The organism is Lichenibacterium dinghuense (assembly GCF_021730615.1).
In the GTDB taxonomy this organism is placed as follows: Bacteria; Pseudomonadota; Alphaproteobacteria; order Rhizobiales; family Beijerinckiaceae; genus Lichenihabitans; species Lichenihabitans dinghuensis.
On the sequence record NZ_JAJLMN010000001.1, the window covers coordinates 5,212,454 to 5,233,672 of the forward strand.

Below are 21,219 nucleotides of genomic sequence, written 5' to 3' on the forward strand. Positions count from 1 at the left end.
TCGCCGGCTCTGAATCACACAACCAGGACGACGTCATCCATCCTTTTGGGTCAGATGGGGTGATTGGGGCTCCAGCCCAGGCCCAACGGTGGCTGCTCCTGCCCGGATGGTTCAACGTGGTCCGTGTCGAGCGGCCACAAGCATCGCGACAGGAGCAACCATGACGTACTATGCCGGACTGGACGTGTCCCTGGAAGAGACCGCGATCTGCGTGGTCGATGACGCGGGTCGGATCGTGAAGGAGCTGCGCGCCGCGAGCGCGCCAGGGCCGCTGGTTGCGGCCCTGCAGGGCTTGAAGCTGCCGATCGAGCGGATCGGCCTCGAAGCCTGCTCGTTGACGGCTTGGCTGCACGAGGGCCTGCGCGCGGCGGGGCTGGCGGCGGTCTGCATCGAGACACGGCAGGCCAACGCCGCCATGAAGACCATGCCCAACAAGACCGACCGCAACGACGCGCGTGCCCTGGCGCAGATCATGCGCACCGGCTGGTTCCGGCAGGTGCACGTCAAGTCGCAGCAGTGCCGGCTGTGGCGCTCGCTGCTGGTCGCACGCCGCACGGTGCTGAACGAGATGCGGTCGATCGAGAACGTCGTTCGGGCCATGCTTCGGGAAGCCGGGCTGAAGGTCGGCACGCCGAGCCGGGCGGCCTTCGACAAGCGTGTGCGCGAACTCTGCTCGGACGACACAGCGTTGCTGGCGATGGTGGAGCCGTTGCTCACTGTACTGTCGACGATGATCCAGCAGCTCGCCCGATTGACAAAACAGGTGCTGAAGATCGTGCGCGAGGAAAAGATCTGTCGGCGGCTGATGAGCGCACCCGGCGTCGGCCCGATCACCGCCCTGGCGTTTCGCGCCACGATCGACCGACCCGATCGGTTCGGCCATTCGCGCGACGTCGGTGCCCATCTCGGCCTGACGCCCTCGCGCTACCAGTCGGGCGAGACCGACATTCAGGGCAAGATCAGCCGATGCGGCGACGAACTGGCGCGAACGGCCCTGTACGAGGCCGCTAACGCGTTGCTCGTGCGCAGCCAGAAATGGTCCAGCCTGCGGGCCTGGGGCATGACGATCGCCAAGCATCGCGGCATGGCGCGGGCGCGCGTTGCCGTAGCCCGAAAGCTGGCCGTGGTCCTGCACCGGATGTGGAGCGACGGTACCGACTTTCGGTTCGGCACCGGGCCGACCACCGCGCCCGCCACCGTAGTTGCCTGACGCTCGGAGGACACCGCGGGCCGCCACCCGCACGAGCTTCACCTGAAAGGGTGATGTGGACCGTTCCCGTGGGGACGATCGGTAAGGCCACCTCGTTGAGAGTCTTGAGCCCGCGGCGACGTCGCGAGGTCGTGAAACAGATCGAGGGACCGAGCCGGACTGACCCCATCATGCGGCGGCGAAACGCCGACCGCGAAGAGAAGCGTGTGACCCGCGGGAACGGGACAAAAAACCTGACAGGAGCGCTTGACCTCCAGAGCCCCAATCAGAGAAGGCTCTCAGAACGTCGCCGCGCTCGCCCTTCGGCAGGTCGATCGTGCCTTCCTCGAAGGCGGAGTTCCCGTCGTCTCCGGTCCAGATGCGTACGCAGCGGATCATCGTTCCGAGCTCCTGTTGGAAGCGCTTGAGGGAGGGACGTTTCGGCCCACGCGAGATGGGTCTCGGCGTCTCCGAAAGACCAGTCCTCGCGGCCGACCTCGACGAGGTTGACCACCACGTCCTCTCGACGGAGGCCTACCGCAGCGTGGAATGCGTCGGCCAGCGCCGCGAAGAAACGGCGCTCGTTCTCGGCATCCCGCCCGTGGTTGAGGGACACCTGGATGCTCACCGCCTCGGCCGAGCGCGCCACGTCGAGGTAGCCGGGATCGATCACCAGGCCGCTCGGCCCGTGCTCGGCGATGACCTGGAAGCGCTCGGCCATCGGCACGCCGAGCGCCTCATACAGGGCGTGCTGCACGGCGTCGCCGAAGGCGGCGCGGTACTCGGGCGAGCGACCGGCAGGTAGGTCGATCCGGGTCAACGGCTTGCGAGGCTCCTGCCGTCGCAGGCGTCCTACCTCAACGGAGGAAGCTCGACAGCGTGTTGGTGCGGGCGAAGTCGATCACCTCGTCGCCGCGCTCGTTCAGCACCGCCTTGACGACCCACAGGCTGAAGCCGACCGCCTTCTTCACGGTGATCTTCGGCGGCATGGTCAGCTCGGCCCGGTTCGTCACCACGTCGACCAGCGCCGGGCCGAGGTGCGCGAAGGAGACCTCCAGCGCGCCGCGCAGAGCGCCGGGATCCCCGACCCGGGCCGCGTGCACGCCCATCGCGGTGCGGGCCCCCGACGTCCTGCCGACGCGCTTTGATCCCGAGCGCCTGCGCGACGCGCTCGACAACATCGTCAGCAACGCGGTGAAGTACAGCCCCCTCGGGGCGGAGATCGTCACCGAGGCGGCGCGGGACGGCGACGGCGTTGCGCTCCGCGTCACCGATCGGGGCTCCGGCCTCAGGCCGGAGGACTTCGGGCGAATGTTCGGCCGCTTCCAGCGGCTGTCGGCCAAGCCGATGGGCGGCGAAAGCTCGACCGGCCTCGGGCTGTTCAGCGCCAAGCGGATCGTCGACCTCCACGGCGGCGCGCTCCTGGCGGAGTCTGACGGCCCGGGCCGCGGCACGAGCTTCGTGCTGCGACTGCCCGCGACGGCGTGAGGAGAACGGCATGGACGCCGAGGCGAGAGGCACGGAGGCCAAGGGCGGGCGGCACGTCGCCGTGGTGGACGACGAGGCCGCGACGCGCGCCATGGTGGGCGACTACCTGGCCCTGCAGGGCTTCGACGTGTCGGCGCTCGACGGCGGCGCGGCGCTGCGCGGCCTGATGGCCGAGCGCCCGCCCGACCTCGTGCTGCTCGACCTCAACATGCCGGACGAGGACGGCCTGTCGCTGGTGCGCTTCGTGAAGGGCACCAGCGCCGTGCCCGTCATCCTGCTCACCGCGACGGCCAGCCCCGTCGACCGCGCGGTTGGGCTGGAGAGGGGCGCCGACGACCACCTCACCGAGCCCTGCGACCTCCGTGAACTCCGGCACGCGTGCCCGCCGACGGAAAGGCTCTGTCGAGGTTCCTCCGGCTGCGAGGGCAGGGAGCCGTCCGGGCCAGCACCCATGCTTCGCCAAAACGAACGCAGCGTTCTTTTTTTCAGTCCGCGCCCCTTGCCTCACCGGCCGGGAGGCGTAGAACTCTCCCCACGCAACCCATCGAGCCCGCCATGACCGACCGGAAGTCCCTCCACCCCGCCACCCGCCTCGTCCACGGCGGCACGCTGCGCACGCCCTTCGGCGAGACCTCGGAGGCGTTGTTCCTGACGCAGGGCTTCATCTACGACACGGCCGAGGCCGCCGAGGCGCGCTTCAAGGGCGACGACCCCGGCTTCATCTACGCGCGCTTCTCCAACCCCACCGTGCGGATGTTCGAGGAGCGCATGGCGCTGCTGGAGGGCGCCGAGGATGCGCGCGCCACCGCCTCCGGCATGGCGGCCGTCACAGCGGCCATGATGGGGCAGGTCAAGGCGGGCGACCACGTCGTCGCCGCCAAGGCCCTGTTCGGCTCCTGCCGCTACATCGTCGAGGACCTGCTGCCGCGCTTCGGCGTCGACTGCACGCTGGTCGACGGCGCCGACCTCGACCAGTGGCGCGCCGCCCTGCGGCCCAACACGGTGACGGTGTTCCTCGAATCGCCCACCAACCCGACGCTGGAGATCTACGACATCGCCGCCGTCGCGGAGATCGCCCACGCGGGCGGCGCGACGCTGGTGATCGACAACGTCTTCGCCACCCCCATGCTGCAGAGCCCGCTCGAGCTCGGCGCCGACTGCGTGATCTATTCGGCGACCAAGCACATCGACGGGCAGGGCCGCTGCCTCGGCGGCGTCATCCTGGCCAGCAAGGCCTTCATCGACAAGAACGTCCACAACCTCCTGCGCCAGACCGGCCCCTCCATGTCGCCCTTCAACGCCTGGGTGCTGCTGAAGGGGCTGGAGACGCTCGGCGTCCGGGTGGCGGCCCAGACCGCCGCGGCGGCCCGCGTCGCCGACGCCCTGGCGGAGCTGCCCGGCGTCACCAAGGTGCTCTACCCCGGCCGGCCCGACCACCCGCAATACGCGCTGGCGCGGCGGCAGATGAAGGGCGGATCGACGCTGGTGGCCTTCGAGGTCGCGGGCGGCAAGGCCGGCGCCTTCCGCTTCGCCAACGCGCTGGAGGTGATCGGCATCTCCAACAACCTCGGCGACGCGAAGAGCCTCGTCACCCACCCGGCTACGACGACGCACCAGCGCCTGTCGCAGGAGGTGCGCGAGGGCCTCGGCATCTCCGAGGGCATGCTGCGCCTGTCCGTCGGCCTCGAGGACGTCGAGGATCTGATCGACGATCTGCGCCGCGGAGCCGCGGCGGCGAGCGGCGGCGCGCCGCTGGCCAGGGCCGCCGAATGAGGTGACGGCCGGGGCGGGGCGCGGCATGATAGCCCGCCTGCCCCGGGGTCGACCATGTACACAGCCGTCACGCGCGACATCCAGATCACGGTGATGCCGCAATACCTCGCCGACCAGTCGGCGCCCGACGAGGGCCGCTACGTGTGGGCCTATACGGTCGAGGTCGCCAATCTCGGGCGGCGCACCGTGCAGCTCGTGGCGCGCCACTGGATCATCACCGACGCCGCCGGCAAGGTCGAGACCGTGAGCAGCCTCGGCGTGGTGGGGGAACAGCCGGTGCTGAACCCCGGCGAAACCTTCCGCTACACCTCGGGATGCCCGCTCACGACCTCGTCGGGCGTGATGGAGGGGCATTACCGCATGGTCGACGACCGGGGCGGCTCCTTCGACGCCGAGATCCCGGCCTTCTCGCTCGACTGCCCGCAGGCCAAGAGGGTGCTGAACTGATGGAGCCGGATCCCGGGTGCCCCGGCCGTCATCGAGGCGGAGCGAAGCGATCCAGACCGCACGTCCCGCCCGGCGCACACCGGTGGCAGCTCTCGACGGCCGGACCGCTTAGCTGCGCTCGCGATGACGGCGGCAGGGCACCGTCACGGCGCCGGCAGCCTCTCCAGCTCGTCGATCAGCCCTTCGATGACGCCGAGGCCGATGCTCCAGAAGCCGGGGTCGTGCGCGTCGAGGCCGAAGGGCTTCAGCAGCTCCGAATGGTGCTTGGTGCCACCCGCGGCCAGCAGCGCGAGATAGCGCTCGGCAAAGCCCTCCGGCGACGCGCTGAACACGCCGTAGAGCGAGTTCACCAGGCAGTCCCCGAACGCGTAGGCGTAGACGTAGAAGGGCGAGTGCACGAAATGCGGCACGTAGCTCCAGAACGTGTCGTAGCCCGGCCCGAGCCGGATCGCCGGACCCAGGCTCTCGGCCTGCACGCTCATCCACAGCTCGCCGATCCGCGCCGCCGTCAGCTCGCCCGCGATGCGCTCCTCGTGCAGCCTGCGCTCGAAGGAGTAGAAGGCGATCTGCCGGACCACCGTGTTGAGCATGTCCTCGACCTTGGCGGCCAGCAGCGCGAAGCGCGCCGCCGGCGTGCTCGCGCGCGCCACCATGGCCCGGAACGTCAGCATCTCGCCGAACACCGAGGCGGTCTCGGCTAGGGTCAGCGGCGTCTGCGCCATCAGGGCGCCGCGCGGCGCCGCCAGCGTCTGGTGGACGCCGTGGCCGAGCTCGTGCGCCAGCACCATCACGTCGCGCGGGCGGCCCCCGTAGTTCATCAGCACGTAGGGGTGCACGGCCGGCACGGTCGGGTGCGAGAAGGCGCCGGGCGCCTTGCCGGGCCGGATCTCGGCATCGATCCACCGCTCGTCGAAGAAGCGCCGCGCGATGTCGGCCACCACCGGCGAGAAGCCCCGGTAGGCGTCGAGCACCGTGTCGCGCGCCTCCGCCCAGGGCACGATGGCGGGCGCCGCCGCGGGCAGGGGCGCGTTGCGGTCCCAGTGGTTCAGCTGCTCGCGGCCGAACCAGCGCGCCTTCATGCGGTAGTAGCGGTGCGACAGCCGCGGATAGGCGCCCCGCACGGCCGCGACCAGCGCGTCCACCACCTCGCGCTCGACGCGGTTCGACAGGTGGCGCGAGTCGGCCACGTCGGCGAAGCCGCGCCAACGGTTGGAGATCTCCAGGTCCTTGGACAGCGTGTTGGTGATCAGCGCGAAGGTGCGCCCGTTCGCGCCCAGCGTCTCGGCCAGGGCCGCGGCGGCGCTCTCGCGGGCGCGGCCGTCCGGGTCCTGGAGGAGGTTCAGCGTCGGCTCGAGCGCCAGCTCCGCGCTGTCGACGGTGAAGCGCAGCGACGTGATGGTCTCGTCGAACAGCCGCGTCCAGGCGGCGCGGCCCGTCACGGCCTTCTCGTGGAAGAGCTGCTCCAGCTTGGTGTCGAGCTGGTGGGGCCGGTCCTTGCGGATGTCGTCGAGCCAGGGCCGCCAATGCGCGAGCGGCTCCTCGGCGGCGAGCCGGTCGAGCGTCGCGTCCGGGATGCCGTTCAGCTCCAGCGTGAAGAACAGCAGGTTCGACGACACGGCGGTGACGCGGTCGCCGGCGTCGGCCATGAACTTGGCTCGGCCTGCGTCGGCCGTGTCCTCGGTGTAGAGGAGCTGCGCGTAGGAGGCGGCGCGCCCGAGCGCCTCGTCGAGCCGCTCGTAGCGCCCGACCGCCTCGGCGAGGCGGGATGCGGCGTCGGGCCGTTCCGCGATCGCGGCGAGCTGCCCGCGGTAGTCGGCCGCGAAGGCTTCCGCGCCGCGCGCCGCGTCGGCGAGGTCGCCCGCGAAGCCGGGCGCGTCCATGGCGGGGTAGAGGTCGGCGAGGGACCAGCGCGGCACGTCGCCGAGCGCGGCGGCGTCCGCGCCGGTGCGGGCCTGATGCTGGGCGGGACGGCGGGTGGGGAACATCGGTCCATCCGGTTCGGCTTCGTCGGCCTCCCATAGGCCCATCCCGTGGCGGCGTCACGGCGGGGGGCGGTGCATCGGATCGCCCGTTAAGTGCGGGTTTACCCTCGTGGACGATGTTGCCGTGGCCGAGGGCGGCGAGGCCCGAGGGTCAGGGCCACATCGGGGACGCATGACTGCCACCATCCTGATCGTCGACGACGACCCCGTGCAGCGCCGGCTGCTCGAAGCCACGGTGCGGCGGTTCGGCTACGAGTCCGAGGTGGTCGACGGCGGCGCCGAAGCCCTGCGCCGCCTCGAAGCGCCCGACGGCAAGCCCATCGACCTCCTGATCTGCGACCTCGCCATGCCGGAGGTCGACGGCATGGCGGTGCTGCGCCGCCTGCGCGAGCGCAAGATCGCCGTGCCGGCTATCGTGCAGACGGCCCACGGCACCATCGACACCGTGATCGCCGCCATGCGGGCCGGCGCGGTCGACTTCGTGGTCAAGCCGGTCGGCGCCGAGCGCCTGTCCGTGTCGATCAAGAACGCCTTGCGCTTCGACGCGCTGGAGGACGAGGTGCGCCGCATGACGCGCCGCGCCTCCGGCGCGCTGACGTTCCGCGACATCGTCACGAAGAGCGACGACATGGGCCGCGCCATCCGGCTCGGCGAGCGCTCCGCCCGCTCCAACATCCCCGTGCTGATCGAGGGCGAGTCGGGCGTCGGCAAGGAGTTGATGGCCCGCGCCATCCAGGGCTCGTCGGAGCGCAAGGGCCGGCCCTTCGTGCCGGTGAACTGCGGCGCGCTGCCCGAGAACCTGATCGAGTCGATCCTGTTCGGCCACGAGAAGGGCGCTTTCACGGGCGCCACGGAGAAGCACCTCGGCAAGTTCGTCGAGGCCAACGGCGGCACGCTGTTCCTCGACGAGATCGGGGAGCTGCCGCTCGACGCGCAGGTGAAGCTGCTGCGCGCCCTGCAGGAGGGCGAGGTCGACCCCGTAGGCGCCAAGCGCTCGGTCAAGGTGGACGTGCGGCTCGTGTCGGCCACCAACCAGAACCTCATCGAGCTCGTGAAGCAGGGCCGCTTCCGCGAGGACCTGTTCTACCGCCTCAACGTGTTCCCGATCACGATCCCGCCGCTGCGCGCGCGGCGCGACGACGTGCCCGACCTCGCCCGGCGCTTCGCGGCGCGTTTCGCCGCCGAGGAGGGCAAGAAGATCACCGGCATCTCGGCCGAGGCCGTCGCGCTGCTCAGCCGCTACGGCTGGCCCGGCAACGTGCGCCAGCTCGAGAACGTCGTGTTCCGCGCCGTGGTGCTGTGCGACGGCGGCGAGCTGACCGTGGCCGAGTTCCCGCAGATCGCCGCGCAGGTCGAGGGCTTCGACGTCCGCGTGCCGGCCGTGCCGGCGCTGGCGCCCGCCGCCGTGCTGCGCGAGATCGTCAAGGTCGAGGTGCGCGATCCCAACGTCATGAAGCTGCTCGACGACTGCGGCGACGTGCGCCGTATGGAGGAGATGGAGGCGGAGCTGATCCGCTTCGCGCTCGCCCACTACCGCGGGCAGATGAGCGAGATGGCGCGCAAGCTCGGCATCGGCCGCTCGACCCTGTATCGCAAGATGAAGGACTTCGGCCTCAACGAGGGCGACGAGGCCGCGGCCTGACCCGAACCTGTCATCGCGACACCACGGTGCCGCGCGGATGCGTCCTTCGACATCTTTTCCGCGCGGGCCGGCGTTGCTTTCCCGCCCCGGGCGGCGTTTGACCTCATGCAGATGAACGCGGGCAGGCTCGGGACGGCGCGGCGCCGTCCCGGCCGGGCCTCGGACGGGGATCCCTCCGGGATGACAGCGCAGCGCGGCCGCTCGGCCTTCCTCACCTCAACGGCGCTGCTGTTCGCCGGCGCGCTGCTCGCGCCCGGCGGCGCCGCGGCCGCGCCGCGCAAGCCGCATCCCGCGGGGGCGCAGTCGGCCATGCTGCCGGACGCCTCCGACTACATGCCGGGCGACGAGGCGCGCGGCGCGCTGTCGCGGATCGTCGCCGAGCCGGGCTCGGTGCTGGACGCCTACGCGCCGACCAAGTCCGGCGACGGGGCCGGCCTGTGGCCCGACGACCTGCCGAAGCCCCTCGCCTCGGCGACGCCGGACGCGGCCTCGACCGGCAGCGTGCCGCCGACGCGCGCGGCGGGATCGCCGGCCGCCGCGCCCGCGACGGCGCCGGCCACCGCGCCGGTGGCCGGGCCGGCCGGTCCCGATCCGCTGGCCTACGGGCCCGTGTCGCCCGACGCGCCCGTGCTCGACGCCGCGACGCTTCAGCGAGCCATCGAGGATTGGCTCGGCCCCGAGCCGCTCCGCGGCCTGCGCTCCATCCCGGCCGCCGCGGCCGAGGAGAAGCGCTACGACGCTCGCACGGCCGTGCGCGACTTCTACGCCGCGCGCGGCTTCGCGCCGATCTGGGTCGTGGACGGGCACTTCGACGCACCGGCCCGCTCCGCCCTCGCCCGCATCGACCGCGCCGCCGAGGACGGGCTCGACCTCCGCTCGGCGCGCGTCGACGTGCCGGACGGGGGCGACCCCGCCGCGCTGGCGAAGAGCGAGCTGTCGCTCACGGAGGCGGTCGTCGAATACGCGCGGCAGGCGAGCGGCGGCCGGGTCGACCCGTCGCGCATCGACGCGCTCGTGGCCGCCAAGCCCGACGTGGCGCCGCCCGGCCGCGTGCTCGCGGCGCTGCGCGACGCGGCCGACCCCGGGGAAGCGCTGCGCGGCTTCAACCCGCCGCACAAGGGCTACCTCGCCCTGCGCGCCAAGCTCGCGGAGGTGCGGCGCGCCTCGGAGATGACGGCGGGCGGCCCCATCCCGGCCGGCCCGGCCCTGAAGCCCGGCATGAAGGACGCGCGCGTGCCGCTGCTGCGCGCGCGCTTCGGGCTCGACATCGGTGCCTCCGCCGGGGCGGACGGGCAGGTCTACGACACGCGCGTCGCCAGCGCGGTCGCGGACTTCCAGCGCGCCCACGGCATGCCGGCCTCCGGCGTGCTCACGCCGCGCACGGTGGCGAGCCTGTCGGGCGGGCAGCCGCGCCGTTTGGAGAACGAAATCCTCGCCAACATGGAGCGCTGGCGCTGGCTGCCGCGCGACCTCGGGCAGCGCTACGTCGTGGTGAACATCCCCGACTACTCGCTCGACGTCTTCGACGGCGACCGCCCGATCCACCACGCCCGCGTCGTGGTCGGCAAGCCCGACCACCAGACGCCGATCTTCTCCGAGACGATGAAATACATCATCGTCAACCCGTACTGGAACGTGCCGCTCTCCATCGTCGAGAAGGAGATGATGCCGAAGCTCGCCGCGGATCCGAACTACTTCGCGGATCACGGCTATGAGGTGGTGCGCAAGGGCGGGGAAACCTACGTGCGCCAGCCGCCGGGCGACAGCAACGCGCTGGGCCGCATCAAGTTCCTGTTCCCGAACAAGTTCTCCGTCTACCTGCACGACACGAACGCGAAGGGCTACTTCAGCCGGGACGCGCGGGCGCTGAGCCACGGCTGCGTGCGCGTCGACCAGCCCTTCAAGCTCGCCGAAGCCGTGCTCGGCCGCGACCGCGGCTGGAGCGAGGCGCGCGTCGAGGGCATGGTGGGCGGCGGCGAGCGCACCGTGAACCTGCCGCGGCCGGTGCAGGTCCACATGAACTACTTCACGGCCTTCGTGGACGAGGCGGGCCAGCTCCGCCTGCGCGACGACGTCTACGGCTATTCCGCCAAGGTGCGGGCGGCGCTCGGCCTGTCCGGCTGAGCGGGACCGGCGCTCAGCCCCCGCGGGTGGCGAGCTCTTGCACCCGTGCGGCGATGTCGGCCGCCTTGGGCCGGCCCCGCCGCTCCTTCCCCAGCGCGTCGCGCCGATCGCCGTCCGCGGCGCGGGCCAGCACCGCGGCGAGCTGGTCGGCCAATGGCGTCGATGGGTCCCAGGTCTCGAGCACGGCGCCGGTCTGGGCGAGGTTGTCGAGGCCCGGTGCGAAGACCGGGGTCGACTGCGCCTTCTCCTTCAGCACCTCGACCGACAGCTTCGTGACCCGGCTCATCGACGGCAGGTCCATGACCTCCGGCTCGGCGCCCGGCAGCGCGACGAGGACGCGCGTGGCCAGCGCGGTCGCGATGAAGGCGCCCGCCGCCGTGTGGCCGTAGAGCACACCGACCGTCGGCCGGCCTTCGAGGTCGGCGACGATCAGGCACTTGGCGAGGTGCGCCAGAAACTCGTTCAAACCGAGCAGCTCGTCGCGCCGGCTCATGCGCTGGCTGTCGCTGTCGACCAGCACCACGACCGGGCCTCCTCCGCCGCGCTCCAGCGCGTCGAGCACGTGAGCAGCCAGCGTCAGGGCGCCGTCGACGCCGAGCGGCGTGCGCCCCTCGACGCCGACCACGACCGCCGTGCCGCCGTCCTTCAGCGTCGCCGTGCCGGTCAGCAGGCCGCCCGCGCGGGCGACGGCGTGGCCGTTGGGGAACAGCGAGGGCAGAATCTCGTCGAGCGTCATGCTATCGGGCATTCAGGGCGGGCTCCGCGACGCGCGACGCGAGGGCGATGAAGTCGTCGGGCGCCATGCCGGGCACGGCCGCGGCGTCGTCGACGCCCCCGGCGGCCCAGACGTCCCGGGCGTCCGCGCAGGCGCCGTAGCGGTCGAGCCGAGCGCGCAGCCGGTCCTGCTCGTTCCTCAGCGTGGCGAGGGTCAGCGGCGCGGCATCGCCGAGCAGTCTCACTGCGGCGGCGCGGAAGGCCTCGACCGTGTCGTCCGCGAAGGCGTCGGCGCCGCCGATCAGGCGGCGGTGCTTGCCGCCCATCGTGCGCCACACGAGCGGCCTGTCCCTGGCGTCGAACTCCTCGACGCCCCGGTTGGTCTCGATGACCTCGGGGCCCGTCACGCCGATGCGGCCCTGCTCGGACACGGCGAGCGCCGCGCAGCAGCCGGCGATCAGCCCGCCGCCGCCGAAGCAGCCGGCGCGGCCGCCGACGAGGCCGACCACCTTGGCGCCGGCGGCGCGCGCCTCGATCATGGCCCGCATGATCTCCGCGATGGCGAGCTCGCCGGCGTTGGCCTCCTGCAGCCGCACGCCGCCCGTGTCGAACAGGATCAGCACCGGCACGGCCTTCCCGGCGCGGGCGAGGTCGCGCGCGGCGCGGAGCAGGCCGGTGAGCTTGGCGCCGTGGACCTCGCCGAAGGCGCCGCCCATGAAGCGACCCTCCTGCGCGGCGACCAGCACGGGCGCGCCCTCCAGGAGGCCGCGCCCGGCCACCATGCCGTCGTCGAACTGCTCGGGCAGGTCGAAGACGTGCAGGTGCGGGCTCGTCTCGCGCTGCTCGGGGCCGACGAACTCGACGAAGCTGTCCTCGTCGAGCAGCAGGCGAAGGCGCTGGCGGGCCGAAGCCTCGTACCAGCTCACGCCGCCGCGGCCGCGCTCCGAGGCGCCCCCCGGCGCGGCGTTCGGGGCGGGACTCATCGGCCGTCCTCCAGCGAGCGCACGGCCTGCGACAGGCGCAGCGCCACGGTGTCGGGGCGCGCGCCGCCGTCGTTGATCGACAGGCGCAGCCCGCCTGGCGAGCGGCGCTCGACGAAGTCCGCCACCACGGCGGCCCACACGTCGCCGAACCCCTTCGCGGTCGTGGCGATCGACACCTCGCAGTCGGTGTCCGCCAGCACGCGCTCGGCCAGGACTTCGAGGTTGCCCGACGCCACGACGCCGACGAGCGCCGACGGCTTTGAGCCGGGCGCGCGGGCCCTGGCCTTGTGGCGGTAGGTCAGATTCTCCATCGCCGAGCCTCACCAGTTCCGGAACTTCGCCGGCGGGGCGTAGAGCCCGCCGGACCAGTGGACGAGGTCCTTGATCGAGCGCGCCGCGAGCAGGCTGCGGTCGGCGTCTAGCGGGTCGACGCCGAGGTCCTCGGGCCGCTGGATGACCTTGCGCTCGCGCAGGCGCTCCACGAAGGCGCGGTCGCGCTTGCGTCCGATCTCCGTGTAGCCCGCCACGCCGCGGATGGCCTGCTCGCGCTCGGCGGCGTCCCGGCAGAGCAGGAGGTTGGCGACGCCTTCCTCGGTCACGACGTGGGTCGTGTCGTCGGCGTAGACCATCACGGGGGCGAGTTCGAGGTCGAGCTTCTCGGCGAGGTTCAGCGCGTCGAGGGTCTCGACGAAGAGCGGCGCGTTGTTCTCGCCGAAGGTTTCGCCGATCTGCACCACGAGCTTGCGCCCGCGGCGGAGCGGCGCCGGAGCGTCCGGGTCGGCTTCGGCGCCCGCCTTGAGCCAGGGACCCGAGGGGTGGCGGCGCCCGCGCGGGTCCGACCCCATGTTGGGCGCGCCGCCGAAGCCCGCAACCCGGCTCGTCGTCACTGTGGAGGAATGGCCGGCGAGGTCGATCTGCAGCGTCGAGCCGATGAACATGTCGCAGGCATAGAGGCCGGCCGTCTGGCAGAAGGCGCGGTTGGAGCGCAGCGAGCCGTCGGCGCCGGTGAAATACACGTCGGGCCGGGCCCGGATGTAGTCGTCCATGCCGACCTCCGACCCGAAGGAGTGGATCTGCTCCACCCAGCCCGCCTCGATGGCGGGGATCAGCGTCGGGTGCGGGTTCAGCGCCCAGTGGGTGCAGATCTTCCCCTTCAGCCCCAGGCGCTCGGCGTAGGTCGGCAGCAGCAGCTCGATCGCCGCCGTGTTGAAGCCGATGCCGTGGTTCAGCCGGCGCACCGCGTAGGGCTCGTAGATGCCCTTGATGGCCAGCATGGCGGTGAGGATCTGGGTTTCCGTCACCGCGCCGGGGTCGCGGGTGAAGAGCGGCTCGACGTAGAAGGGCCGGCCGGCCTCCACCACGAAATGCACGCGATCGCCGGGGATGTCGACGCGCGGCACGCGGTCGACGATCTCGTTCACCTGCGCCACCACGACGCCGTTCTTGAAGCTGGTCGCCTCCACGACGGTCGGCGTGTCCTCGGTGTTGGGCCCCGTGTAGAGGTTGCCGTCGCGGTCGGCCGACACGGCGGCGATCAGCGCCACCTGCGGCGTGAGGTCGACGAAGTAGCGGGCGAAGAGCTCGAGGTAGGTGTGCACCGCCCCGAGCTCGATCTTCCCCCCGAACAGCATCCGCGCGATGCGGGCCGACTGCGGGCCCGAATAGGCGTAGTCGAGGCGCTTGGCGATGCCCGCTTCGAACACGTCGAGGTGCTCGGGCAGCACGACGCCGGACTGCACCATGTGGAGGTCGTGCACGCGTGCCGGGTCGACCCGCGTGAGCGCTTCCGCGAGCAGGTCGGCCTGCTTCTGATTGTCGCCCTCCAGGCACACGCGGTCGCCGGGCCTGAGCAGCGCTTCGAGCAGCTTCGCCGCGTCGTCGCGGTGCACCGCCTTGCCGCGCGCGAACCTCCGGCCCGCGGCGACGCGCTCGTCCCTGGCCGTCCCGTCCCGGCTCCAGTCCCGCATGGCGCTCTTTCGCGATGGGCCGCCGGTGCGGCCGTTCCATCCCGCAAACTACGGCGATCGAAGCCGAGATCAAGCCGCATTGCATTCTTCGACATCGGCGCGGCCCCGGTCCGTATACAGGATTGCGGCCGACCCGAAATCGTGCATGCTGATCTGCGGCAGGCGCAGACCTGCGACGGGTGCAGCACGCGCCGCGGGGACGGAAACGCAGCTTCGACGCGGCCGAGGGGATCGGCCGCGTCCGAGTCCGTGCCCGTCGTCGCGGTGGCCGAAGAGGTGGCGCGATGACGGGACTGGTCGGCGGCATGGAGCACCTGCGCCCGCGGCGGACTCCGCTCAACAGGGACCAGATCGTCGGGTTCTGGGCCGCCTGGGCGGGCTGGCTGCTCGACGGCATGGACAGCGTGATCTACGCGCTCGTGCTCATCCCCGCGCTGACGGAGCTGCTGCCGCGCTCGGGCATCGAGGCCACGCCGGCCAACACCGGCTACATCGGTTCCGTCCTCTTCGCCCTGTTCCTGGTCGGCTGGGGGCTGTCCTTCGTGTGGGGCCCGATCGGCGACCGCTTCGGCCGCACGCGCACCCTGGCCGCCACGGTGCTGATCTACTCGGTCTTCACCGGCGCCGCCGCCTTCTCGCAGAACGTCTACGAGCTGGCGCTCTTCCGCTTCCTGGCCGGCATCGGCATCGGCGGCGAATGGGCCATGGCGGGCACCTACGTGGCCGAAGCCTGGCCGGAGGACCGGCGCAAGATGGGCGCCGGCTACCTGCAGAGCGGCTATTACTTCGGCTTCTTCGCCGCTGCCGCGCTCAACGCCACGGTCGGCGCCGCCTTCGGCTGGCGCGCCATGTTCCTGTGCGGCCTCTTCCCCGTGGTCGTGTCGCTCGTCACCCTGTTCAAGGTCAAGGAGCCGGAGCGCTGGGAGGCCGTGCAGGACGCGGCGGCGAAGCGCGTCAGCCCGCTGAAGGAGATCTTCGGGCCGCGCTACCGGGCGCGCACGCTCGTCATGTCCACGCTGCTGACCGTGGCCATCATCGGGCTCTGGGCCGGGTCGGTCTACGAGCCGGCCGCGGCCATCACGCTCGCCAAGCAGGCCGGCTACGCGCAGGTCGACGCCGTGCGCTTCGCGTCCTACGGCACCGCCATCCTGTCGATCGGCACGGTGCTGGGCTGCCTCGCCCTGCCGCTCATCGCCGAGCGCCTCGGCCGGCGCGCCACCCTGGCGCTGTTCTTCTGCGGCATGCTGGTCTTCATCGCCCTGTCGTTCGGCTGGGCCTTCTACCTGCCGGGCGAGCGCGCCCTGCCGACGTTCCTGACCCTGCTGTTCTTCCTCGGTTTCTCGGGCGCCAACTTCGCGCTCTTCTCGCTGTGGCTGCCCGAGCTCTTCGGCACGGAGGTGCGCGCCACGGCCTTCGCGTTCTGCACCTCGGTCGGGCGCTTCATCGGGGCGGGCGTCAACTTCGCGCTCGGGGCCGCCGTGCACGGCATGGGGACGCTCGGCACGCCGGTCGCCTGGACCGCGGTGGCCTTCGGCATCGGCCTGATCGTCATCCCCTTCGCGGTGGAGACGCGCGGCCGGCCGCTGCCCAAGTGATCGGCCGGTGAGCGAGGCCGGCGACGGGACGCTGCTGTCCGACCGCATCCGCAACGCGCTGACGGACGAGATCGCCTCGGGGGTGCTCGCAGCCGGCACAAGCCTCGACGAGCAGCACCTCGCCGACCGCTTCGGCGCCTCCCGCACGCCCGTGCGGGAGGCGCTGCGGCAGCTCGCGGTGTCGGGCCTCGTCGAGATGCGCCCGCGGCGCGGCGTGCTGGTGACGCGGCTGACCTCGGCCCGCATGATGGACATGTTCGAGACCATCGCCGAGGTCGAGACCCTGTGCGTGCGCCTCGCCACATACCGGATGACGCCGCTGGAGCGCTGCCGCCTCAGCGACCTCCACGAGGCGTCGAAGGCCCTGGTGGCCGCCCGCGACCTCGACGGCTACGAGAGCTTCAACCGCGACTTCCACGGGTCGCTCTACGCCGCCACCCACAACGGCTTCATGGCCGAGCAGGCCCTCGCCATCCGGTCGCGCCTCGACGTGTTCCGCCGCACCCAGCTCCGCCACGAGGGCCGCATGGCGGCCTCGCACGAGGAGCACGGGCAGGTGCTCGCCGCCATCGCGGAGGGCGACGGCGAGCTCGCGGCGCGGCGCATGCGAGCCCACATGCTCAACGCCGCCAGCGCCCTCGGCCGCTATATCGCGGACACGGTCGAAGGCTGACCCGTCGCGGGTTGCGCGTCCGCAAAAATATTGTCGCGAGTCGCCGTCCGGCCGATTGCGGTCCGCCGCGACCGCATCTATTGCATGCAACGACCGTTCAAGAGCCCGCTTCGGCGACGGCCGCGGACGACGAGGGAGGATCACATGGACACCAGCAGGCGCAATTTCCTGGGTACGGCCGCGCTCGGCGCCGGAGGCCTGGTTGCACTGACGGGCGCGGCCGCTGCCGCGACCCCGACCACCATTGACGACAAGGGCACGCCGGGGCAGGGCGGCTTGGGCCGCGACGTCCAGCAGTTGCAGCCGGGCGCGCCGGTCGCCTATCACGACGCCAAGGACATCGGCGAGATGCCGGCCTTCACGCGCTCGCTCGACGGCTCCAAGCCCAAGATCACCTCGGGCGGCTGGGCCAAGGAGACCACGGTCCACTCGCTTCCGATCGCGACCGGCATCGCGGCCGTCCACATGTTCCTCGACCCCGGCGCGTCGCGCGAGCTGCACTGGCACGCCATCGCGGCCGAGTGGGCCTACGTGATCGACGGCCAGTGCCAGACGGTCGTGCTCGACCCGTCGGGTCAGACCGAGGTCAACAACTACAAGCCCGGCGACCTGTGGTTCTTCCCGAAGGGCCACGGCCACTCGATCCAGACCATCGGCGACAAGCCCTGCCACTTCATCCTGAACTTCGACAACGGCGCCTTCTCCGAGCACGGCACGTTCTCGATCACCGACTGGGTGGACGTGACGCCGCACGACGTCCTGGCGAAGAGCCTCGGCCTGACGCCGGCCGCCTTCGACGCCTTCCCCAAGGGTGAGACCTACATCCAGGCCGGTCCGGTCGTGCCGGTGTCGGAGGCGCGCGACGCCCCCTGGCCGAAGGAGTCGACCCACAAGTTCCGCCTGCTCGACGACCCGCGCGCCAAGCGCGACTTCGATGGCGGCACCTTCCACCTCGCCACCGTGGACGAGTGGCCGATCTCCGCGACCATGTCGGGCGCCCGCATGGTCATCAAGCCGGGCCAGGTGAAGGAGCTGCACTGGAACCCCAACGCCGACGAGTTCCAGTACTACCTCAAGGGCAAGGGCCAGATCGTGCTGTTCGGCTCGGGCGGCCGCGGCAAGACCGCCGAGGTCAAGGCCGGCGACTCGGCCTACGTGCCCCAGGGCTACGGCCACGCCATGATGAACACCGGCGACGAGGATCTGGAGATCATCCAGACCTGGAACGCCGGCAAGTTCGAGGAGATCACCCTCAAGCACTGGATGGCGACGGCGCCGAAGTACCTCCTGTCGAACAACCTCGCGGGCGTGCCGGCCGCGACGATCGACAAGCTCGACAGCCAGGCCTGATCGACTCGGGCCGGGTCCCACACATCGGCGGAAGGGCCGGCCCCCGCGGGTCGGCCCTTTCGCTGTGGGGCTGCCCGTCCATCGGCGGTCGGAACCCGTCCCCTGGCGCCCGTTTCCGCCGGCCGGAAAAGCGCGCTAGCCTGCATGCGACGGGGCCGGCCACGGCGGCGCCGGATCGGAGGGGCGCCCATGACATCCACGACCTCGGCTGGCGCGCAGCCGGCGCGCAGCCTCATCCCCGCGCGGATGGACCGCCTGCCCTGGGCGCGGTTCCATTGGATGGTGGTGGTCGGCCTCGGGGTGAGCTGGATCCTCGACGGCATCGAGATCCAGCTCGTGTCGGCCTCGGGCTTCAAGGACAGCCTCGGGATGAGCTCCGAGGACGTCGGCTTCACGGGCACGATCTACCTCATCGGGCAGGTGGTCGGCGCGCTGGTGTTCGGCCGCCTCACCGACCGCTGGGGCCGCAAGAAGCTCTTCATCACCACGCTGGCCATCTACCTCGTCGGGTCGGGTGTGGCGGGCTTGGCCTTCGCGCCCTGGTTCCTCTATCTCTGGCGCTTCGTCGCGGGCCTCGGCATCGGCGGCGAATACACGGCGATCAATTCCGCCATCGACGAGATGATCCCGTCGAAATACCGCGGCCGGGTCGACATCGCGGTCAACGGCACCTACTGGGCCGGCGCGATGCTCGGCGCCCTCGGCAGCTTCGTTCTGCTGAACCACAGCGTCCTGCCCGAGAACGTCGGCTGGCGCGTGGCCTTCTTCATCGGTCCGCTGCTCGGGCTGGTCATCATCTTCCTGCGGCGGCACATCCCGGAGTCGCCGCGCTGGATGCTGGTCCACGGCCAGGCCGAAGCGGCCGAGCGGATCGTCGACGAGATCGAGGCGAGCGTGCGCCACGAGGGCGCCGCGCTGCCGCCGGTCGACGAGGAGCGCGCCATGGCGGTCGAACCCGAGAAGGCGGTGCCCTTCGCCCGGCTGGTCGAGGTGTTCTTCAAGATCTACCCTTCGCGGACCTTCCTCGGCCTGACGATGATGATCACGCAGTCGTTCCTGTACAACGCGATCTTCTTCACCTACGCGCTGGTGCTGCAGAATTTCTACGGGCTCGACGCGTCCAGTGCGGCGCTGTACTTCTTTCCCTTCGCGATCGGCAACCTGCTCGGGCCCCTTCTGCTCGGGCCGCTGTTCGACACGATCGGCCGCCGCCGCATGATCTTCGGCACCTACGCGCTGGCCGGGGCGATCCTGCTCGCCTCGGCCTATCTGTTCAAGATCGGCGCGCTGACGGCGGGAACGCACACGGCCTTCTGGTGCGCCTCGTTCTTCTTCGCCTCCGCCGGGGCGTCCTCGGCCTATCTCACGGTCAGCGAGATCTTCCCTCTGGAGGTGCGCGGGCAGGCCATCTCGTACTTCTTCGCGGTCGGCCAGGTCGTCGGAGCCCTCGGGCCGATCATCTTCGGGCACCTCGTCGGCGACGGCACGGCGCGCGATCCGCTGTGCTGGGGCTACGTGGTCGGCGCCGTCGTCATGGTGTTCGGCGGCATCGTCGCGCTGGTGTTCGGCGTCGACGCGGAGGGCCGCGGCCTCGAGGACGTCACCGATCCGCTGTTCCGGCGCGGGAAGGCCGCGGCCCAGCCGACCTGAGCCGCGGTCAGGCAGCGGGCCTGAGCCCCTGGCCGACGAGGCGCGCGGCGGATTCGAACGGCATGGGCTTGCCGAACAGGTAGCCCTGGCCCTGCTCGCAACCGTTGGCGGAGAGCGCTTCGAGGACGGCCTCGTCCTCGATGCCCTCGGCCGTGACGGCGAGGCCGAAGCTGCGGGCGAGGTGCAGGATCGCCTCGACGAGCTTCCGGCTCTCGTCGCTCTCCAGCACGGTCCCCACGAAGGAGCGGTCAATCTTGAGCTTGTCGAACCTGAGCCTGCGCAGGGTCGACAACCCCGAGAAGCCGGTGCCGAAGTCGTCGAGGGCGATCGTCATGCCGCTCGCGCGGAAGGTCGCGATCACGGCCGCGGCGAGGTCGATGTCCCTGATCAACGCGTCCTCCGTCAGCTCGATCTCGACGCGGCTCGCCGATACGCCGGCCGCGCGGACGATGTCGATCAGGCGCTCGGCGAGGAGCGGCTCGGAGAACTGGGTCGGCGACACGTTGATGGCGAGGCGCAGCGATGCGGGCAGCCGGCCGATGTCGCCGCACGCCTGCCGGAGGAGGCTCTCGGTCAGGGCGGTGATCTGGCCCGACGCCTCCGCGAGGCCGATGAACTCGCTCGGCGGCAGCAGCCCGAGCCGCGGGTGCATCCAGCGCGCCAGGACCTCGAAGCCGCAGATCCCACCGTCCGCGAGGCGGACGATCGGCTGGTAGAAGGGGCGCACCTCGCCGCCGTCGATGCCGCTGCGGAGTTCCGCCTCGCGCCGCCGCCTCTCCCCGCGCTCGGCCTCGAGCCTCGGGTCGAAAAAGCGCAGCGCGTCCCCGCCTTCCCGCCTGGCCGACGACATGGCGGCGTCGGCCGCCTGCAGCAGCGCCTCCGCGTCGCCGCCGTCGAGCGGGAAGATCGCAGCGCCGATGCTGGCCCGCGGGCCGGCCGTCGCGCCCGACGTCGCCGGCGACCGCAGGCCCGCCGTCAGGCGCTCGACGGCCTCGTGGGGCGGCGTTGCCGGGGCCGCGTTGCGGATCAAGGCGGCGAACTCGTCGCCGCCGAGGCGCGCCGCCAGCCCCCCCTCGCCGACGGCCTCCGCCAATCGGCGGCCGACGGACTGGAGGGCGGCGTCGCCCGACGCGTGGCCCTGGAGGTCGTTGATGGTCCGCAGATCGTCGACGTCGAGCAGCACCATCACGAAGCCGTCGCCCGGCATGGCGACCGCGGCCCGGAGCTCGTCCATGAAGGCGCGCCGGTTCAGGAGGCCGGTGAGGACGTCGGTGCGGGCGAGGCCGAGCGCGCGCGTCTCCGCTTCCTCGCGCGAGGCCATCTCCATCCGGAGCTTCCGGCCGCGGTGGAAGGCGAGGACCAGCCAGCAGAACGACAGGGCGAGGTAGGTCATCAGGCCTTCGTGGACCGAGGGGCTATACGGCTCTCGGTCGAGGTCGCAGACCTGATCGAAGAAGCGGTCTCCATTCCAGCCGTAGAGCATGAGAAGCAGGACGGACCCCGTCGTCGCGACGAACGTCACCAACGCCTTGGTTTCGGCACGTCGATAGATTTCGCGAAATCTAACATACGATATCGTTCGCCTCGGCTCTCGCATGCTGCACCTGTGCAGAAATAACAAATGATGTTTCATCTCTCGATA

At 71.4% G+C, this 21,219-nt stretch carries 18 protein-coding genes and 1 pseudogene; 11 read left to right on the top strand and 8 right to left on the bottom strand.

Annotated features, from left to right (window positions below):
• Positions 1-160: 160 nt before the first annotated feature.
• Positions 161-1,210, top strand: coding sequence for an IS110 family RNA-guided transposase (locus tag L7N97_RS25055; protein ID WP_237477084.1), 1,050 nt, complete (start codon positions 161-163; stop codon positions 1,208-1,210).
• Between the two features lie 265 nt (positions 1,211-1,475).
• On the opposite strand, the gene L7N97_RS25060 is transcribed toward L7N97_RS25055, so the two are convergent.
• The gene (locus L7N97_RS25060; protein WP_237481033.1) at positions 1,476-2,009 is read right to left on the bottom strand and encodes a tautomerase family protein; all 534 of its coding nucleotides are present in this window, start codon (positions 2,007-2,009) and stop codon (positions 1,476-1,478) included.
• Between the two features lie 37 nt (positions 2,010-2,046).
• Positions 2,047-2,292 carry a hypothetical protein gene (locus tag L7N97_RS25065; protein WP_237481034.1) on the bottom strand — a complete coding sequence of 82 codons (246 nt, stop codon included), beginning with the start codon at positions 2,290-2,292 and terminating at the stop codon, positions 2,047-2,049.
• Positions 2,293-2,302: 10 nt separating this feature from the next.
• On the opposite strand from L7N97_RS25065, the gene L7N97_RS25070 reads away from it, so the two are divergent.
• The 4 genes and pseudogenes from L7N97_RS25070 (at position 2,303) to apaG (ending at position 4,897) form a co-directional block, all read left to right on the top strand.
• Positions 2,303-2,677 (top strand): sensor histidine kinase, encoded by a 375-nt coding sequence (locus tag L7N97_RS25070; protein WP_237481036.1) that lies wholly within the window; start codon positions 2,303-2,305, stop codon positions 2,675-2,677.
• Positions 2,678-2,687: 10 nt separating this feature from the next.
• A pseudogene (locus L7N97_RS25075) lies at positions 2,688-3,047 on the top strand (response regulator); the annotation flags it as partial.
• Positions 3,048-3,232: 185 nt separating this feature from the next.
• Positions 3,233-4,450: an O-succinylhomoserine sulfhydrylase gene (locus L7N97_RS25080; protein ID WP_237481038.1), complete on the top strand. Its 1,218-nt coding sequence runs from the start codon at positions 3,233-3,235 to the stop codon at positions 4,448-4,450.
• A 54-nt stretch (positions 4,451-4,504) separates the two neighbouring features.
• On the top strand, positions 4,505-4,897 hold the full coding sequence (gene apaG / locus L7N97_RS25085; RefSeq protein ID WP_237481040.1) for a Co2+/Mg2+ efflux protein ApaG: 393 nt from the start codon (positions 4,505-4,507) through the stop codon (positions 4,895-4,897).
• A 143-nt stretch (positions 4,898-5,040) separates the two neighbouring features.
• On the opposite strand, the gene L7N97_RS25090 is transcribed toward apaG, so the two are convergent.
• On the bottom strand, positions 5,041-6,882 hold the full coding sequence (locus L7N97_RS25090) for a M3 family oligoendopeptidase (protein WP_237481042.1): 1,842 nt from the start codon (positions 6,880-6,882) through the stop codon (positions 5,041-5,043).
• 169 nt (positions 6,883-7,051) lie between these two features.
• Between L7N97_RS25090 and L7N97_RS25095 the strand changes: the two genes are divergently transcribed.
• Positions 7,052-8,521 (top strand): sigma-54-dependent transcriptional regulator, encoded by a 1,470-nt coding sequence (locus L7N97_RS25095; protein ID WP_237481045.1) that lies wholly within the window; start codon positions 7,052-7,054, stop codon positions 8,519-8,521.
• Positions 8,522-8,701: 180 nt separating this feature from the next.
• A complete protein-coding gene (locus L7N97_RS25100) occupies positions 8,702-10,645 on the top strand; it encodes a L,D-transpeptidase family protein (protein ID WP_237481047.1) in 1,944 nt (647 codons plus the stop codon).
• Positions 10,646-10,658: 13 nt separating this feature from the next.
• Here L7N97_RS25100 and mdcE read toward each other — a convergent pair whose 3' ends face one another.
• The 4 genes from mdcE to mdcA are packed head-to-tail and all read right to left on the bottom strand — an operon-like array spanning position 10,659 to position 14,309.
• Positions 10,659-11,381 (bottom strand): biotin-independent malonate decarboxylase subunit gamma, encoded by a 723-nt coding sequence (gene mdcE / locus L7N97_RS25105; RefSeq protein ID WP_237482392.1) that lies wholly within the window; start codon positions 11,379-11,381, stop codon positions 10,659-10,661.
• A gap of 1 nt (position 11,382) precedes the next feature.
• Positions 11,383-12,342, bottom strand: coding sequence for a biotin-independent malonate decarboxylase subunit beta (locus L7N97_RS25110; protein ID WP_237481049.1), 960 nt, complete (start codon positions 12,340-12,342; stop codon positions 11,383-11,385).
• Positions 12,339-12,653, bottom strand: coding sequence for a malonate decarboxylase acyl carrier protein (gene mdcC / locus L7N97_RS25115; RefSeq protein WP_237481050.1), 315 nt, complete (start codon positions 12,651-12,653; stop codon positions 12,339-12,341). The genes L7N97_RS25110 and mdcC overlap by 4 nt, the downstream gene beginning before the upstream one ends.
• A gap of 9 nt (positions 12,654-12,662) precedes the next feature.
• Positions 12,663-14,309, bottom strand: coding sequence for a malonate decarboxylase subunit alpha (mdcA, locus tag L7N97_RS25120; RefSeq protein ID WP_237481052.1), 1,647 nt, complete (start codon positions 14,307-14,309; stop codon positions 12,663-12,665).
• A gap of 284 nt (positions 14,310-14,593) precedes the next feature.
• Here mdcA and L7N97_RS25125 point away from each other — a divergent pair, with 284 nt between their 5' ends.
• The 4 genes from L7N97_RS25125 to L7N97_RS25140 all read left to right on the top strand — a co-directional run bounded on the left by L7N97_RS25125 (position 14,594) and on the right by L7N97_RS25140 (position 19,577).
• A complete protein-coding gene (locus L7N97_RS25125) occupies positions 14,594-15,904 on the top strand; it encodes an MFS transporter (protein WP_237481054.1) in 1,311 nt (436 codons plus the stop codon).
• 7 nt (positions 15,905-15,911) lie between these two features.
• Positions 15,912-16,577: a GntR family transcriptional regulator gene (locus L7N97_RS25130; protein ID WP_237481056.1), complete on the top strand. Its 666-nt coding sequence runs from the start codon at positions 15,912-15,914 to the stop codon at positions 16,575-16,577.
• A 144-nt stretch (positions 16,578-16,721) separates the two neighbouring features.
• On the top strand, positions 16,722-17,927 hold the full coding sequence (locus L7N97_RS25135; RefSeq protein WP_237481058.1) for a cupin domain-containing protein: 1,206 nt from the start codon (positions 16,722-16,724) through the stop codon (positions 17,925-17,927).
• 189 nt (positions 17,928-18,116) lie between these two features.
• Entirely contained in the window at positions 18,117-19,577 is a 1,461-nt protein-coding gene (locus L7N97_RS25140) for an MFS transporter (protein ID WP_237481061.1), read from the top strand.
• Between the two features lie 7 nt (positions 19,578-19,584).
• On the opposite strand, the gene L7N97_RS25145 is transcribed toward L7N97_RS25140, so the two are convergent.
• Positions 19,585-21,099 (bottom strand): putative bifunctional diguanylate cyclase/phosphodiesterase, encoded by a 1,515-nt coding sequence (locus L7N97_RS25145; RefSeq protein WP_237481063.1) that lies wholly within the window; start codon positions 21,097-21,099, stop codon positions 19,585-19,587.
• Positions 21,100-21,219: the final 120 nt, after the last annotated feature.